We start from the raw sequence: 16,972 nt of genomic DNA, 5'->3' as shown, positions 1-16,972 counted from the left end.
TTTCCGGCTTTGAGTGGACCTTGAGCTCCGCCCGGATCGACCCTTTGTCGACCGGGCAGGAGCCTCGCTGTGACGCCCACCAAGCTGCTTATTGGCCAGATCCTGATCGTCTTCGCGATCGTCATCGCGGGTCTTTGGGCCGCCACGCAATGGGCCGCGGCGATGCTGGTTTACCAGCCCGAACTTGGGATGCCCTGGTTCCATCTCGCCGGCCTGCCGGTCTACCGTCCCTGGGCGCTGTTCGCGTGGTGGTACCATTTCGACGCCTATGCGCCGCACGTCTTCGACCGGGCGGGCACTCTGGCGGCGGCGAGTGGATTTATCGGCTGCGGCGCCGCGGTGTTCGGTTCCCTGTGGCGCGCCCGCCAGGCGCGCTTCGTCACGACCTATGGCTCGGCACGCTGGGCCACTCCGGCAGAGGTCGCGCGCGCAGGACTGCTTCGCGACGCCGGCGTCATGCTTGGGCGCCTCGGCGCGCGCTATCTGCGCCATGATGGCCCCGAGCACGTCATGGCCTTCGCGCCGACGCGCTCGGGCAAGGGCGTAGGGCTGGTCGTCCCGACCTTGCTCAGCTGGACGGGCTCGGCCGTCATCCACGACATCAAGGGTGAGAACTGGCAGCTGACCGCAGGCTGGCGCTCCCGCTTCTCGCACTGCCTGCTCTTCAACCCGACTGATCCGTGCTCGGCCCGGTACAATCCGCTGCTCGAGGTGCGCCGCGGCTCCAATGAGGTCCGCGACGTACAGAACATCGCCGACATCCTGGTCGACCCCGAAGGCGCGCTCGATCGGCGCAACCATTGGGAGAAGACCAGCCATTCGTTGCTGGTCGGGGCGATCCTCCACGTCCTTTATGCCGAGGAGGAGAAGACGCTCGCGCGCGTCGCAACCTTCCTCTCCGATCCGCAGCGGTCCTTCGCCGCGACCCTGCGGCGGATGATGACCACCAATCATCTCGGCACCGACGATGCGCCGCGGGTCCATCCGGTCGTTGCCTCGGCCGCGCGCGAACTGCTCAACAAGAGCGAGAACGAGCGCTCGGGCGTGCTCTCGACGGCGATGAGCTTCCTCGGCCTCTACCGCGATCCGACCGTTGCCGAGGTCACCTCGCGCTGCGACTGGCGGATCGCCGACCTGGTAGAGAGTGGGCAGCCGGTCTCGCTCTACCTCGTCATCCCGCCCTCCGACATCAGCCGGACCAAGCCGCTCGTGCGCCTCGTCCTAAACCAGATCGGGCGCCGGCTGACCGAACGGCTCGACGCACAGGCGGCAGGCGGCCGTCACAAGTTGCTGCTGATGCTCGACGAGTTTCCGGCGCTCGGGCGGCTCGACTTCTTCGAGACAAGCCTCGCCTTCATGGCCGGCTATGGCATCCGCGCCTTCCTGATCGCCCAGAGCCTCAACCAGATCGACAAGGCGTACGGCGAGCACAATGCGATCCTCGACAATTGCCATGTCCGGGTCGCCTTCGCGACCAACGACGAGCGCACCGCGCGCCGCATCTCCGACGCGCTGGGCACCGCCACCGAGCAGCGCGCGATGCGCAACTATGCAGGCCACCGGCTCGCACCCTGGCTCGCGCACGTCATGGTCAGCCGGCAGGAAACCGCCCGCGCGCTGCTGACCCCGGGCGAAGTCATGCAGCTGCCGGCCGACGAGGAGCTCGTGCTGGTCTCGGGCCTCGCACCGATCCGCGCCGCCAAGCTGCGCTATTTCACCGACCGCAATTTTGCCTCACGCCTCGCGCTGCCGCCGGCCCTGTCTCCGGATCGCTACGACGATCTGCCGCCTGCGCGCGGCAACGACTGGAGCGGGATCGTGCGCGCTTGCGACGCGCGCCTTGGATCGGCCGACGATGCGGAGACTCTCGCCGAGGAAGGCAGTCTCGAGCAGCAGCGCCATCCCGGGCTCCCCGAGCAGCCGGTACAGGTCGAGCAGCCCGCGCCCGACGCCGCGGCCAGCCTGGCCGATGACGACGATGTCGCCGCGGACCAGCGCGCCATGGACCAGGCGCGCGGCCTCAGCGCCGTCGCTCGCGGCTATGCCCTCGACGAGGGCAGCGACGGCGACCTCGTGCCGGGGTTCTAGGCCATGAAGGTCCGCCAGAACCTCTATATCGACCGCGAGCTTAGCGATGCGCTGGAGGCGCTCGCCGCCGGCACCCAGGGCAACAAGTCGCGTCTGGTAAACGACGCGCTCGCCGACTGGCTAAGCCGGCGCGGCACCAGGCAGATTGACGACCTCCTCAAGCTGCGCCTCGACAGGATCAGCCGTGAGATCGCCCATGCCCGGCGCGACATCGAGGTGCTGCTCGAAAGCCTGTCGCTGTTCGTCCGCTACCAGCTGATGGTGACGGCCCCGCTGCCCGAGGGAGATGCGGCCGCCCTCGCGATGGGGCGCGAGCGCTTCGAGAAATTTGTGGCCCAGGTCGGACGCCAGCTTGCCGCCGGCAAGCGCACGATCGGCCAGGATCCCGGAATTGGAGACGTCGCATGAGCAGCGCCCCCGACAACGTGTCCGAAAGCCGGCGGCGCGCCATGCTGCGCACCGCCATGGGCCCGACGATCTCGGCCGCGCTCGCGGACCCACTCGTCCTCGAGGTGATGGTCAACCCGGATGGGGCGCTACGCCTCGACAGGCTCGGAGAGGGACGTACCGAAACGCAGGTGCGCTTCGATCCCGCGCAGGTCGAGCGGATCATCCGCCTGATCGCCTCGCACGCTCGTACCGAGGTCCATGCCGACCGGCCCATCGTATCGGCCGAGCTTCCGCCATATGGAGACGGGGCAGGGGAGCGCTTCGAAGGGCTGCTGCCGCCCGTCTCGCTCGGCCCCTGCTTCTCGATCCGCAAGCCTGCGACCCGGCTCTACACGCTGATGGACTATGTGTCGGACGCCATTATGTCCGCCGAGGCAGCGCGCCTGCTCTCGCTTGCCGTGGTCGAGCGCCGGAACATCCTCATCGCCGGCGGCACCAGCTCGGGCAAGACCACGCTCGCCAACGCGCTGCTCGCCGAGATGGCGCACCTCGACGAGCGCGTGCTGCTGATCGAGGACACGCGCGAGCTGCAGTCGCCTGCCTCCGATACGGTGGCGCTGCGTACCCGGCCTGGGACGGTCTCGATGGCCGACCTGGTCCGCTCGACGCTGCGGCTTCGACCGGATCGGATCATCGTCGGGGAGGTCCGAGGTCCCGAGGCGCTCGACATGCTCAAGGCCTGGAACACCGGCCATCCCGGCGGGATCGCCACCGTCCACGCCAACGGCGCGGCGGCCGCGCTCGTCCGGCTCGAGCAGCTCGTCCAAGAAGCGGTCGCCAGCGTGCCCCGGCACCTGATCGCCGAGGCGATCGACATCATTGTGTTCATCGGCGGGCGCGGCACCGGCCGGCGGGTCCGGACAATCGCCCGGCTCGCCGGCCTCGACGCCCATGGCAACTACGCCCTCGTGGACCTCGCACCCGCTCCCCAAACCCCAAGCGATGGAGACTGACCCATGTTGCGACTCCTTGCCTTCAGCCGCGGCCGGCGCATGTTGCCGCTCCTTGCCCTCGGCCTTTCCGCGCTGTCTGCCCGCGCATGGGCCAGCGGTTCGGGCATGCCCTGGGAAGAACCGCTGCAGCAGGTCCTCGAATCCGTCCAGGGACCCGTGGCCAAGATCGTCGCCGTGATCATCATCATCACGACGGGTCTGACCCTCGCCTTCGGAGAGACCGCCGGGGGCTTTCGCCGGCTGATCCAGATCGTCTTCGGGCTATCGATTGCCTTCGCGGCCTCGTCCTTCTTCCTCAGCTTCTTCAGCTTCGGCGGGGGGGCGCTCGTCGCATGAACGCGGGCGCGCACATCGACGGCTTCGAAGTGCCGGTCCATGGCAGCCTCGGGCAGCCGATCCTGCTCGCCGGCGCGCCGCGTGGCCTTGCGATCGTCAACGGGACGATTGCCGCGGCGATCGGTCTCGGACTCCAGCAATGGCTGGCAGGCTTCGCCCTTTGGGCGGTCGCCCACAGCCTCGCCGTGTTCGCTGCCCGGCGGGACCCGGACGTTGCGCCCGTGCTAATGCGGCACCTGCGCCAGAAGGGGCACCTCGCATGCTAGCGCTGCACGAATACCGGCAGCGCGCGGACCGGTTCGCGGACCATCTTCCCTGGGCGGCGCTCGTCGCGCCGGGCGTGGTGCTGAACAAGGACGGCAGCTTCCAGCGCACGCTCGCCTTCCGCGGCCCCGACCTCGAAAGCGCCACCGAAGCCGAGCTCGTCGGAGCGGCGGCACGCGCCAACAACGTGCTCAAGCGGTTCGGCTCGGGATGGGCGCTGTTCTTCGAGGCCGAGCGCCGCGAGGCGCTCGGCTACCCCGAAAGCCGCTTCCCCGACGCCGTCTCGTGGCTGGTCGATGAGGAACGGCGCGCCGCCTTCGAGGCAGAGGGCGAGCACCTCGAAAGTCGCTACTACCTGACCCTGCTCTGGCTGCCGCCGCCCGACAGCAGCGATGCCGCCGGGCGCGCGCTGGTCGATCGGCCCGACCGCGGCAACGAGCGCGACTGGCGCGGCGAACTCGCGCGCTTCGTCGCAGAAACCGACCGCACGCTCGACCTGCTTGGCAGCTTCATGCCCGAGGTCCGTGCGCTCGACGACGCCGAAACCCTGGCCTATCTCCACGGAACCATTTCGGGCAGGCGCCATCCGGTCGCCGTCCCGGAGACCCCGATTTATCTCGACGCGATCCTCGCCGACACCCCGCTCGCCGGCGGGCTGGAGCCGCGCCTCGGCGACCAGCAGGTGCGCACCGTAACCGTGCTGGGTTTTCCGAGCATGAGCCGCCCCGGGATTCTCGACGCGCTCAACGCCGCCGATTTCCCGTACCGCTGGACGACCCGTTTCATCGCGCTCGACAAGACCGACGCGACCAAGGCGCTCACGCGCATCCGGCGCCAATGGTTCAACAAGCGCAAGTCGATCACCGCGCTCCTGCGCGAGGTGCTTTACAACCAGCCCACCCAGCTCCTCGATAGCGATGCCGACAACAAGGTGGTCGACGCCGACCTCGCGCTCCAGGAACTCGGCGGCGACCATGTTGCCTTCGGCTATCTCACCACGACGATCACGGTCGCGGATTCCGATCGCGCCCGCGTCGAGGAAAAGGTCCGCGCGGTAGAGCGGATCGTCAACGGGCTCGGCTTCACCTGCGTCCGCGAGACGGTGAACGCCGTCGAGGCGTGGCTTTCGTCGCTGCCGGGGCATGCCTATGCCAATGTGCGCCAGCCGCTCGTCCACACGCTCAACCTGGCCCATCTCATGCCGCTCTCGGCCATATGGGCCGGGCCGGAAGCCAACCGCCACCTTGGCGGACCGCCGCTCCTCTATGCGCAAGCCGCGGGCACCACGCCCTTCCGGCTGTCGACCCATGTCGACGATGTCGGGCACATGCTCGTCGTCGGCGCGACCGGTGCCGGCAAGTCGGTGCTGCTCTCGCTCCTGGCGCTGCAGTTCCGCCGTTATCCGCGCGCGCAGGTCATCATGTTCGACATGGGCTTCTCGGCCCGCGCGACCGTGCTCGCCATGGGCGGCTCGCACTATGCGCTCGGCGGCCAGACCGACGAACGCGGCCTGGCCTTCCAGCCGCTTCGCCGCATCCACGATCCCGGCGAGCGAGCATGGGCGGCGGAATGGCTGGCCGCGCTGCTCGCACACGAGAAGGTCGTGGTGACGCCCGAGGTCAAGGACGCGGTCTGGTCCGCGCTCGGCAACCTTGCCAGTGCGCCTGTCGAGGAGCGGACGCTGACCGGCCTGGCCATGCTCCTCCAATCCGCGCCGCTGCGCGTGGCGCTGACGCCGTACACCGTGGAAGGACCTTATGGCCGCTTGCTCGACGCGGCCGACGAGCGGCTCGAATTCGCGAGCGTCCAGTGCTTCGAGACCGAGGCGCTCTTGCAGCAGGCGGGCGTGGTCGCGCCGGTCCTCAACTACCTGTTCCATCGCCTCGAAGGGCGGTTCGATGGGCGCCCGACGCTGCTCGTCATCGACGAGGCCTGGAGCCTGCTCGACGATCCGATGTTCGCCGCGCGCATCCGCGAGTGGCTGAAGACGCTGCGCAAGAAGAACGTCGCCGTTGTCTTCGCCACCCAGTCGCTTGCCGACATCACGACCAGCAGCATCGCTCCCGCCATCATCGAAAGCTGCCCGCAGCGCATCCTGCTGCCCAACGACCGGGCGATCGAGCCGCAGAGCCGTGCCGCCTATGAACGCTTCGGCCTCAACGAGCGCCAGGTCGAGCTGATCAGCCGGGCCACCCCCAAGCGCCACTACTATCTCCAGTCCTCGCGCGGAAACCGGCTCTTCGAGCTCGGGCTCGGCCCGATTGCCCTCGCGCTTTGCGGCGCCTCCGGACCCGAGTGGGTCAAGCGCGTGGACGCATTGCTCGCCGAGGCCGGCGACGAATTTGCGGCTCGGTTCCTGCGCGGTGCCGCGCTCGACTGGGCCGCCGATCTGCTTGCCCGCTTCCCCACTCACCAACCCCAAGCCTCCAAGGAGACTCGATCATGAGCCGTTCGACCCCTGCGCTGTCGCCTCCGCGGTTCATCCTGCTTGCCATCGCAGTGGTGGCCCCGCCGATCGGAGTGGCGATCGTCCCGGCGCCCGCTTCGGCGCAGATCACCGTCTTCGACCCCACCAACTACAGCCAGAACATCCTCACCGCGGCGCGTACGCTCAGCCAGGTCAACAACCAGCTTCGCTCGCTCCAGAACGAGGCTGCGATGCTGCTCAACCAGGCCAGGAACTTGCAGACCATCGACTTCCCCGAGCTGCAGGCGATCACGCAGCGCCTCGAGCAAGTCGACCGGCTCATGGCACAGGCGCAGGGGCTGGACTTCCGCGTGGCCGACCTGGACCAGCAACTGCGACAGCTCTTCCCGCGTGATTTCTCCCAGGCGCTGACGGCGAACGACCGCGTGGTCGCGGCGCGCCAGCGGCTCGATGCGGCGATGGCTGCCTACCGCCAGACGATGATGGTTCAGGCGCAGGTGGCGCAGAACGTCACGGCCGACGCGCGGGCCGTGGATGCGCTCGTCGGCAGGAGCCAAGGCGCCGAGGGCGCGCTCCAGGCCGCGCAGGCAACCAACCAGCTGCTCGCCCTGGCAACGAGGCAGCAGTTCCAGATGCAGCAGCTGATGGCAGCGCAGTTCCGCGCCGAGGCCGCCGAAGCCGCCCGCCGGGCGCAAGCGGAGGCGGAAGGGCGGGTGGCCACCAGGAAATTTCTCGGCTCCGGCTCCGCCTACACACCCCAATAGGCGGCCGGCCAGGCGGCGGCGGTTCGCCTCCCGTCGCCGTCGCCGCGGGCCGTGGCTCAGGCTCCCCCGCCACGTCCCGCGGCATCCAAACCCAAGGAGAGGAACTTCTCGCGTGCAGGACCTCAACGTCATCGATCGCTTCATGGCCGCCTTCATCCGCTACATCGACAGCGGGTTCGGGCTGCTCGGTCCCGACATGGGCTTCCTCACGACGACGCTGATCGGCATCGACATCACGCTGGCCGGACTGTTCTGGGCGATGGGCGGCGAGCAGGACGTGCTCGGGCGGTTCCTGAAGAAGATCCTCTACATCGGCGCGTTCGCGCTCATCCTGAACCGCTTCGCGTCGCTCGCCGACATCATCTTCCGGTCCTTCGCGCAGGCCGGTCTCACCGCAGGTGGCGACACGCTCAGCGCGGGCGACCTGCTCAAGCCGGGCAGGCTCGCTGCCACCGGCTATTCCGCGGCTTGGCCGCTGCTCGAGCAGGCATCCAGCATGATGGGCTTCATCAGCTTCTTCGAGAACTTCCTGACGATCGCCGTGCTGCTGTTCTCCTGGGCGATCGTCATCCTCGCCTTCTTCATCCTCGCGGTGCAGTTGTTCGTGACGATCATCGAGTTCAAGCTGACGACCCTCGCCGGTTTCATCCTCGTGCCCTTCGCGCTGTGGAACCGGACGAGCTTCCTCGCCGAACGCGTGCTCGGCAACGTCGTCTCCTCTGGCATCAAGGTGATGGTGCTCGCCGTGATCGTGGGCATCGGCTCCAATTTCTTCGCCGAGTTCACCACGTCGCTGCAAGGCCAGGAACCCGACCTCGGCCAGGCAATGAGCCTCGCGCTCGGTGCATTGTCGCTGTTCGGGCTGGGGATCTTCGGGCCGGGCATCGCTTCGGGCCTGGTCGCCGGCGCCCCGCAACTCGGGGCCGGCGCGGCAGTCGGGACGACGCTGGGTGCGGCCGGCGCCGTCGCGCTCGGCGCAGGAGCCGCGACAGGTGCAGCACGGCTCGCCGGAAGCGGAGCGCTCGGCGCGGTCCGCGCCGGCACCGCAATGGGTTCGGCCGCCTCAACTTCATACAAGCTCGGGCAGGAGGCCGCCGGCTCGTCAAGCGTGGGCGCCGGCCTCAAGGGTGTTGCCCAGGCAGCCTCCTCGGCGATTCGCCAAAAGGCCGGCTCCGCGTTCGGGCTCGGGCAAGCCGCTGAATCGGGGCGCGCTGCCGCATGGTCTGCGCTCGCAGGCACCGGCGGCACGCCGGCACCGGTCGGACCCCAGGGCGAGGCACCGCCCGCCTGGGCCCAGTCGCTGCGCCGCAAGCAGGACGCGCGGCACCACCGCCATATCGCACTCCAGACGCTCAAGGAGGGCGACCGGGGCGGTGCCTCGGCCACCCCGGACATCAAGGAAAAGGAGGATTAGGTCATGCGCTTCAGGCGAAGTGTCCAGCGCTATGCAAGCACCCCGGAGCCGGAAACACCCTACCAGCGTGCTGGGCAACTATGGGACGAGCGGATAGGTTCGGCGCGCGTGCAGGCCCGCAACTGGCGGCTGATCGCGTTCGGTGGATTTTTCCTGGCAGCAGGCATGTCCGCGGCGCTCGTCTGGCAATCCTTGCAGAGCAAGGTCGTGCCCTACGTCGTCGCGGTGGACCGCCTCGGCGAGGCGCGAGCGGTGAGCGAGGCCGAACGGGATTACCAGCCGACCGACGCACAAGTCGCCTGGCACCTTTCCCGCTTCATCGAGAAGGTCCGCACGGTTTCGCTCGACTCGGTGCTCATGCGGCGCGACTGGCTCTCAGCCTATGATTTCGTGACGAGGCGAGGGGCCCAGTTCCTCGGGGACTATGCGCGCGCTGCCGATCCGTTCGGCAGGGTAGGCGAGCGAACGATCTCGGTTCAGGTGACCAGCGTCGTGCGCGCGTCCGACCGTTCGTTCCAGGTCAAGTGGACGGAGACAGCTTTTGAGCGCGGCGCCGAGGCAGGCACCTCGAGCTGGACGGGCATCCTGACCGTGATCCGCCGGCCGCGGGCCTCGGCCGAGACGCTCCGTCGCAATCCCCTTGGCATCTACATCGATGCAATCGACTGGAGCCGCGAGCTTGAGCCGGCAGCGGCGCCAACGCCAGCCGCGACCGTCCCGGAAAGCCAGCCCGCGACTTTGCCATCCCAAGCTCCCGTCGACCCGGCGCGCGATGCCGTGCCGGCATCCCCGATCGTTCCGGAGAACCAGCAATGAACCACCAGCTTCTCGCGGCGACGTTGGTCGCCGTTGCTGCCTTGCCCTTGTTCCCATCCATAGCCAGCGCCCAAGGGGGTTCGGCGTCGGGCTCAGGCCGATCATCCCAAGGCCTCGCGACGATCCGCACCGCCAATCGGCAGGCGACCGCGGAACCACGCGGTTCCGCTTTCGTGAACGGGGCGGCGGTCCATGCCTTCTCCGAGGGTACGATCTACCGCGTCTATACGGCCCCCGAGCGCGTGACCGACATCGTGCTCCAGCCGGGCGAAACCCTCGTTGCGGTCGCAAGCGGCGACACGGCCAGGTGGGTTATCGGCGACACGACGAGCGGCACCGGCGCGGACCGGCGCGCGCATGTCCTGGTCAAACCCTTTGCCGTCGGCTTGAACACGAACCTGGTGATCACGACCGACCGGCGGACCTACCACGTCGCGCTCAGCAGCACGTCTGGCCCGGCGATGGCGGCGCTGTCCTGGAGCTACCCGCAGGACGAACTGCTTGCGATACGCCGTGCCCGGGAAGCCGCCGAGGCAGCCGCGCCGGTCGCCGCCGGCCTCGAGGTCGAGCGACTCAACTTTGGCTACGAAATCTCGGGAGATCGCCCGCCCTGGCGACCGCTGCGTGCTTTCGACGACGGGCAGCAGACGTTCATCGAATTCGCCCCATCGCTTGGCGTAGGCGAGGCTCCGCCCCTGTTCCTCGTCGGCGAGAAGGGCGAAGCCCAGCTCGTGAACTACCGTCTGCGCGGGCGCTATTATGTCGTCGATCGGCTGTTCGACGTCGCGGAGCTGCGGCTTGGGGCGAAGCGGCAGCACGTCGTCCGGATCAGCCGTATGGCAGCAGCACGCGGCAGGAGGTCGTCATGACCGACGAATCCGAAACAAACGCCGGCAGCGCACGCGCCTCCAAAGTCGATCCCGAGACGCTTGTGCTTCGCGCACGTCCCGCGCCGGCAATTCGCTTCAAGCGCGGATTGGTCGTGGGCCTCGCGGCCGCGGCGATCCTCGCGCTGGTCGTGACTGCCTGGTTGGCGCTCAAGCCCCGGAGCCTCCGGCTCGTGGGCCCGCAAGACGACCTGGCCGAGCCGGCAAAGGCGCCCAGCGACATAGTGGGTGCTTTGCCCGCAAGCTATGGCGAAGCGCCCCGGCTCGGACCGCCGCTTCCCGGCGACCTCGGCCGCCCCATCCTCAAGCACCAGCAAGCGATCGCCGCCGACGGCGCGCCGCCGCAGCCGACGGAGGCCGAGCAGGCCGCGCAGGCAGCGCGGGATCAGGCCGCCGCCGAGCAGAAGGCGGCCAGGGAGTCGGGGCTGCTTGTACAGGCTGCCAGCCGAACGGAATTCGGAAACGGGGGTGGAACGACGTCACCCGCGGCGCCCGCAACCGCCGCCGGCGATTCGCAACGCCTGGCGCTGGACCCCGACCGCGACCCCAACGCGCAGCAGCGCAAGGCGGACTTCGTCTCCACGGCGGACCGCGGTGACGACGTCAATCCGCATGTCGTCAGCCCCGCGCCGTCACCATACCTGCTCTCCGCCGGCAGTGTTGTCGCGGCGAATCTGATCACCGGGCTCCGTTCCGATCTGCCCGGGCTCGTCACGGCACAGGTCACCGAGCGGGTGTTCGACAGCCCGACAGGGCGCATACTGCTCATCCCGCAAGGCGCCCGGCTGGTCGGCACCTATGATTCCGTGGTGGCATTCGGCCAGCGGCGAGCGCTGGTCGTGTGGCAGCGCATCATCTTTCCCGATGGCCGCTCGCTCAGGATCGAGAACGTGCCTGCGACCGACGCGGCGGGCTATGCCGGCCTCGAAGACAAGGTCGACTTCCATAGCTGGAAGCTCCTCAAGGGCGTGGCGATCTCCACGCTGCTCGGGGTCGGCTCGAGCCTGTCCTTCACCGGCGAAAGCGACCTGATCCAGGCGCTGCGGGAATCCACCCAGCAGAATGTGGCTCGGGCCGGCGACCAGCTCACCTCGCGCAACCTGCAGATACAGCCGACGATTTCTATTCGTCCCGGGACGCCCGTGCGCCTCGTCGTACACCGCGATCTCGTGGTCGTTCCCTCCCGCCCCTAGGTGACCGATGCCAAACCTGAAGCTTTCAAGACTGCCTGATCGCACACCGGTGAAGCTGGCGATCACCGTCTCACCCGACCTCCAGGCTGCATTGAATGACTATGCGAGGCTCTACGCGGAGACCTATGGTCGCGAAGAACCCATGGCAGAGCTCATTCCCGCGATGCTCGCTTCGTTCCTTGACGGCGACCGGGAATTTCAGCGCAGGCGCGGCAAGTCGCGCCCCGTCGCTTGAACAGCGCGTCAGGTTGCCCCGACGTGGTGCGCCGCGCCAAGATAGATCCCGAAGACAAGGCGCTGGCTGAGTGCCGATTGATTACGGTTGCGGAATTTGCGGAGCTGGCACGCCTCTCGCGCCGCCAGATCGATCGGCTCCGGAAGCGCAAGCCGCCAGGTTTTCCGCACGAATATGAGATGGGGTCCGGCAGCCGAAATCCGAGGCGCCGAGCCCCCAGATTCAGACTCGCAGAGGTGGCTGTCTGGCTTGCAAGCCGCGCTATCTGGTGACCTGCTTGCCTGGAATATGACGATCCTTGCTAAAGCCCGGCGCGACGGGGCCGACCGGGAGTGCCGATGGACAGGCTCGGGGCTGCCGACCCAAATCGGTCGATACCACGGGCCGCCGGTAGGTGTTGGTATAAGCTGGGGGGCGGGCAGGTCGCTGGTCGCTTTTGCACAGCGAAGACATCTCGTCCGCGAGCATTATGGCACGGACCCGTCGGCTTTCAGGCGTTCGAAGAAGGACAACCACGAGGAACGCCGCACCGAGTGGTGGTCAGGCCGCGACCGGCGGAACGTAAGGCTGGGCCAGGAGGCGGATGGGTGCTGGACGCGCGAACAAATAGCCCTGTCCGAATGCGCACCCCATTTCGAGGAGCCGTTCGCATTGCCGTTCCGTCTCGATCCCTTCGGCAACGACTTGCTTCCGCAGCCCCTGACCGAGCCCGATTATGGCGCGGATGATCTCTTCGCTCTGCCCATCGTCCTCGAAGAGGCCAAGGGTGAAGGAGCGGTCGATCTTGAGGATGTCGAAGGGCAACTGCTTGAGGTGAATCAGGGATGCGTATCCCGTTCCGAAATCGTCGAGTGCGATCCTCACGCCTGCGTCGTGCAATAGGCCAAGCACCCTCGCGGTCTCGTTGATCGTCCGGTTGAGCACGACATCTTCGGTTACTTCGATGCACAGCCGTTCCGGCGCGATGCCGTGATCGTCAAGGCGCGCCAGCAGGCGCGCGGCGGCAGGAGGGCCGTCAAGCTGGGCGGCCGTGAAGTTCATGGACAGGCTCGGCAGCATTTCCGGATGGCGGTGCAGGGCCTCGAGGCCGGTCTCCAGCACATGCTGCTGCACCATCAGGCCGATTTTCCGGTCGCCTAGCATCTCGCCGAAGATCGCCGGCGTCATCAGGCCGTGCACGGGATGTTGCCAGCGCAACAGCGCTTCGGAGGAGACCGCCGCTCGGCTGTGCAGATCGACGATCGGCTGGAAATGAAACGAAAACTCGCCGCGTACCAGGCCTTGGTGGGCATCCTCGCTGAACGCCTGCCTGCGATCCAGCCGCGCGCGAAGCGACGCGTCGTAGTCGCGCAGTTGGTGCCGGCCCTGCTGCTTGGCCTGGTACAAGGCCAGATCGGCGTTCTTGAACAGGGCATCCGCGGTGTCGGCGTCCTGCGGAAACCGGGCGCAGCCGATGCTGAGCGAGAGCGCCCAGGAGCGGCCGGCGTGGGTCAGCGTCCTGTCCTGCAGCGCTGCCAGCGCGTCACGGACGCGCCGCTGCTCGGCCTCGCCGCCGGACAGGAGGATCGCGAACTCGTCGCCGCCAATGCGTGACGCATGGGCCAACGTACCGCCCGCCTGGGCCAGCCCAAGGCCGACATTCTCCAGCAGCATGTCGCCGCCGTCGTGACCGAGGCGATCATTGATGTCCTTGAGATGATCGACATCGATCAGCAGCAGTATGAATTGCTGCCCGGGCGCCTCGCACATGATCCGCAACCTCGCCTGGAAAGCGGCGCGATTGCCGAGACCGGTCAGGAAGTCGGTCCGCGCCGCTTTGCGCAGCGTCTCGCTCTCGATCTCGATTACGCTGCGGGCTTGCCGGGCGGCGTCGCGTTCATTCCGCAGCAGGCGGAAGCGGTCGGCGATCGCCATGGAGAGAACGAGCGATTCGAAAGCCAGGGTAGCGAAGGTGGCCATGTCCACGATGTCGTTCTGCTCGAGCAGGCCGAGGTTTCTCGCCAAGCGCAGCAGATAGACCGCAAGCACCGGGGTCCATCCGACGACATAGAACCACACCACTCGACTCTGCCGCTTGATCGCGAGGACCACGCCCGTGCCGGCACACAGCGTCGCCATCGCCCAGACGATGTTGAGGGACCTGTCGAGAATGAGGGGCGAGGCGATCCAGCCGCTCCAGGCCCCGAACCCGAGAAGCAGGTTGACGCAGGCGAGGGCCCGGCCGCAGCGGATCAGCCAAGGGGGCAGAACGCCATTCTCGATCACCGAGACAAAGAAGAGGATGCAGGCGGCAAACATGCCAGCCAGGAAGGCATAGTCTGCCCGGACCGCCACGGGCCCGGCGAAGCCCGGTATCACCTGTGCAATAGCATTGCTCCAGGACAGGCCGTAGCCGAGCGTCATGGCCGACCAGAGGAGATACCAGCGCTGGAAAGCGAGTCTCTGGCCTGCGTGGATCACGAGATTATAGGCGAAGGCGCACAGAAGAACTCCGGCGAACGCGCCGATCAGGAGGCGCCAACGACCGTCGAGCCGCGTAGCGCTCGCCGGGCTCTGGGCCGACAATTTGCGCAGGAACGACAAATCGTCCATCCGCAGAAAACCGACGTAGAGTTCGCGGATCTCCCGGCCTGGCCGGTCAACGGTGAAGCGCAGCATGCCTCCCATGGCGGCGTGGCCGCCGATGGCTCCTGGCGCGACGACCTCCCGCTGGACGCCACCGTCCTTGAAAACCACCAGCATCGCCATGCGGTCGAACTGCACCTGGTCGGTGACCAGCTGCCACTGCTGCGGCATCGCCTCTACCGCGCGCGCATCGCGAAGCTTCAGCCATACCCAGCGGTCGTGATATCCGGAGGGACGCGCGTGACAGCGAAAGGCCAGCCTGCTCACCGAAGCCGCGTCGACCGAGATGCCCGCGGCTGCATTGGCGTAACAGACCTGCGAGCGCAGGCGGAGGGTCTCCCCGTGGGCGGGTGCGCTCACGAGCGGTGCACTCAGGAACAGCGCACCCAGAACGCACAACAGCAGGAACGAAGGCAAGCGCATTGGTATAGGCACCGGGATAGTCGCGCCATCCTTAGCGGCCATTGACTAGGGGAAGGTTAAGATCCTGCGAGCGGCGCACGCGGCTCTGCTCGGAGGCTGCGTTGGATAGCGCGCCTGGCGGCTGTCCGACCTGCTCCGCAGCCAAGCTCCCCTTGAAGCGGACGCACCCCGGATCGACACGTGCGAAGTCGGTGTCTACAAGAGAGGCGTCACACCGGCACAGCGGAAAGGGTTCCCCCTGCGCCGAAGACGCGCCCCCATTTCTGCGGCCGGTGTGGCACCGTTTCCGCACCCCAGTCCGATCTGATTCACAGGAGCAAATCGTTGCTCGTGAGCGCGGTGTTGCAGCCGAAGGTGAAATCCGCCTGGCCGTCGCCGTCGACGTCGCCCGAGACGAAATAGCCTCCGTTCAATTCGAAAATGTGCAGCTGCCCCGCAACGCCGGTGAACGCGCCTGATCCGATCCACAGGAAGGCGTCATCGCCGCCTCCGGTGACGGCATCGATCGCACGCAAGTCCACGCGATCCTGACCGCTCACGAAATCGACGATCGTGTCGTGCCCGCCGAGGTCGCTAAAGGCGAAGATGTCGTTGCCCGTTCCGCCTTCGAGCACATCTGTGCCAGCGCCGCCGTCGAGCTTGTCATTGCCGCTGTCGCCGCTCAGCCAGTCGTTGCCGTCACCGCCGCGCAGGCTGTCATTGTCATCACCGCCGGTGAGAGCGTCGTTGCCGTTGCCGCCGACCAAGTTGTCGTTCTTTTCTCCGCCCGAGAGGCTGTCGTCGCCATCGCCACCGAAGAGAGCGTCTGCCCCGCCATGGCCGAACAGTTCATCTGCGCCGTCGAGACCAACCAAGGTGTCACCGCCCGCGCCGCCGATCAGGACATCGCCGAAGTTGCTCCCCTCGAGCGCCTCAATCGAAAAATAGGTGTCACCCAGCGCTTCCCCACCAAAATAATTGAGTCCGAGCGAGGCGTAGACGCCGGCGGTTGCCTCTCGGTAGCTCGCCGTGTCGAAACCGTCGCCCCCGTCGAGCCTGTCGCCACCCGCGCCGCCGAGCAGAACGTCATTGCCGTCGCCGCCGAACAGCTGGTCCTTCCCGTCGCCACCCCGCAGCGTGTCGTCACCCCCTCTGCCGTAGAGCATGTCGTCGCCGGCGCCGCCGCTCAGCATGTTCGCGACCCAGTTCCCGTACAAACGGTCGTCGTAGCTCGATCCGATCACGCCTTCGATGCTGATGAGATCGTCGCCGTCGGCGTAACCGCCCGAACCGTCGCGGACCAGATCGTGGATAAGTCCGAAAAGGCTATCGATTCCCCATCCCCCCGGCAGCGCCAATTCGTCCAGGCGCACAGTCACGGCCGAGGGGGATTCCTCATAACTCACCACATCATTGCCGGCACCGCCATGGATGGTGGTTTTCCGCCCATCGGCGATGAAGAAATCGTCGCGTGCATCGCCGTGGATCATTTCCATCGTGACGTCTCCAGTTAGGCGCGTTGAAGCGCGACCTGATCGGACCACAGGTCAGCCCCCGCAACAATCGGCGAAACTGCCTACGCATTTTCCCGCTGATGGGCTGCCGGCGTGAGAGCTCTTGCACGGCGGTAGCCTATGCTGTCGGTGCGCAGCTGTTTCGTGGGCGCAGGGGCGGGCGGATCTAGCAGCTCAAACCCGGGCACCGTTGTTTGGCATTGAGTTTAAAGTAAATTATTTCATCGGAAATTAGGCTGATGAGGATTCTCACATGGTGCAAACCATTGCTAAAAATTGCCTATAATTTTCGAGCGGAATTCTCGTTAGACAAGATTTTTCATCGGCTGGTCTGTACGTGTTCTTTGAATACACCCAGGGTTGTTGGTGGATGATGCGCGGGATGTTCGGGGCGGTTGTGCCATATGGTACAGGATAGTAAGAATATATTGATCACCGTCTGGTGGCCGCTGTTCCGCCTGGGAATGGCGACATGGCCGGACAGGAAGTGCCTCGCGGGGAGCGACATCGCGACGGGAAACGAGCCCCGAGTGAGCTTCGTCCCAAGTGAAATGGACTGATGGGGCCCCAGACTCCTTCATCCGCGCCAGACGCCGGGACCGC

General features: G+C 67.0%; 14 protein-coding genes. 12 read left to right on the top strand and 2 right to left on the bottom strand.

All coding sequences use genetic code 11. The features are described 5' to 3' along the window. Nucleotides 1-69: 69 nt before the first annotated feature. The 12 genes from J7500_RS14375 to J7500_RS14320 all read left to right on the top strand — a co-directional run bounded on the left by J7500_RS14375 (nt 70) and on the right by J7500_RS14320 (nt 11,828). The gene (locus J7500_RS14375; RefSeq protein ID WP_294062515.1) at nt 70-2,088 is read left to right on the top strand and encodes a conjugal transfer protein TraG; all 2,019 of its coding nucleotides are present in this window, start codon (nt 70-72) and stop codon (nt 2,086-2,088) included. 3 nt (nt 2,089-2,091) lie between these two features. Further along, on the top strand, nt 2,092-2,496 hold the full coding sequence (locus J7500_RS14370) for a CopG family transcriptional regulator (protein WP_294062514.1): 405 nt from the start codon (nt 2,092-2,094) through the stop codon (nt 2,494-2,496). After that, nucleotides 2,493-3,491: a P-type conjugative transfer ATPase TrbB gene (gene trbB, locus J7500_RS14365; protein ID WP_294062512.1), complete on the top strand. Its 999-nt coding sequence runs from the start codon at nt 2,493-2,495 to the stop codon at nt 3,489-3,491. The genes J7500_RS14370 and trbB overlap by 4 nt, the downstream gene beginning before the upstream one ends. 39 nt (nt 3,492-3,530) lie before the next feature. Continuing rightward, nucleotides 3,531-3,827: a TrbC/VirB2 family protein gene (locus J7500_RS14360; RefSeq protein WP_294062686.1), complete on the top strand. Its 297-nt coding sequence runs from the start codon at nt 3,531-3,533 to the stop codon at nt 3,825-3,827. Continuing rightward, nucleotides 3,824-4,093, top strand: a complete 270-nt coding sequence (locus tag J7500_RS14355) for a VirB3 family type IV secretion system protein (RefSeq protein WP_294062510.1) — start codon at nt 3,824-3,826, stop codon at nt 4,091-4,093. The genes J7500_RS14360 and J7500_RS14355 overlap by 4 nt, the downstream gene beginning before the upstream one ends. Further along, nucleotides 4,087-6,537 (top strand): conjugal transfer protein TrbE, encoded by a 2,451-nt coding sequence (trbE, locus tag J7500_RS14350; RefSeq protein WP_294062509.1) that lies wholly within the window; start codon nt 4,087-4,089, stop codon nt 6,535-6,537. Before J7500_RS14355 ends, trbE begins: the two co-directional genes overlap by 7 nt. Then, nucleotides 6,534-7,283 (top strand): P-type conjugative transfer protein TrbJ, encoded by a 750-nt coding sequence (gene trbJ, locus J7500_RS14345; protein WP_294062508.1) that lies wholly within the window; start codon nt 6,534-6,536, stop codon nt 7,281-7,283. The genes trbE and trbJ overlap by 4 nt, the downstream gene beginning before the upstream one ends. Nucleotides 7,284-7,395: 112 nt before the next feature. Next, entirely contained in the window at nt 7,396-8,697 is a 1,302-nt protein-coding gene (gene trbL, locus J7500_RS14340; RefSeq protein WP_294062507.1) for a P-type conjugative transfer protein TrbL, read from the top strand. Nucleotides 8,698-8,700: 3 nt separating this feature from the next. After that, nucleotides 8,701-9,513 (top strand): conjugal transfer protein TrbF, encoded by an 813-nt coding sequence (trbF, locus tag J7500_RS14335; RefSeq protein WP_294062505.1) that lies wholly within the window; start codon nt 8,701-8,703, stop codon nt 9,511-9,513. Next, nucleotides 9,510-10,382 carry a P-type conjugative transfer protein TrbG gene (trbG, locus tag J7500_RS14330; RefSeq protein WP_294062504.1) on the top strand — a complete coding sequence of 291 codons (873 nt, stop codon included), beginning with the start codon at nt 9,510-9,512 and terminating at the stop codon, nt 10,380-10,382. The genes trbF and trbG overlap by 4 nt, the downstream gene beginning before the upstream one ends. After that, complete coding sequence (locus J7500_RS14325) at nt 10,379-11,593, top strand: TrbI/VirB10 family protein (protein WP_294062502.1); 1,215 nt, start codon at nt 10,379-10,381, stop codon at nt 11,591-11,593. Before trbG ends, J7500_RS14325 begins: the two co-directional genes overlap by 4 nt. Before the next feature lie 7 nt (nt 11,594-11,600). Next, on the top strand, nt 11,601-11,828 hold the full coding sequence (locus tag J7500_RS14320; protein WP_294062501.1) for a DUF2274 domain-containing protein: 228 nt from the start codon (nt 11,601-11,603) through the stop codon (nt 11,826-11,828). A 540-nt stretch (nt 11,829-12,368) separates the two neighbouring features. Here J7500_RS14320 and J7500_RS14315 read toward each other — a convergent pair. Further along, on the bottom strand, nt 12,369-14,876 hold the full coding sequence (locus J7500_RS14315; RefSeq protein ID WP_294062500.1) for an EAL domain-containing protein: 2,508 nt from the start codon (nt 14,874-14,876) through the stop codon (nt 12,369-12,371). A gap of 308 nt (nt 14,877-15,184) precedes the next feature. Continuing rightward, complete coding sequence (locus J7500_RS14310) at nt 15,185-16,351, bottom strand: calcium-binding protein (protein ID WP_294062499.1); 1,167 nt, start codon at nt 16,349-16,351, stop codon at nt 15,185-15,187. Between the last annotated feature and the right edge of the window lie 621 nt (nt 16,352-16,972).

The organism is Sphingomonas sp., from assembly GCF_017744835.1.
GTDB lineage: Bacteria > Pseudomonadota > Alphaproteobacteria > Sphingomonadales > Sphingomonadaceae > Sphingomonas.
The sequence above is the reverse complement of the archived record's forward strand: the minus strand, read 5'-3'. Positions and strand labels throughout refer to the sequence as shown.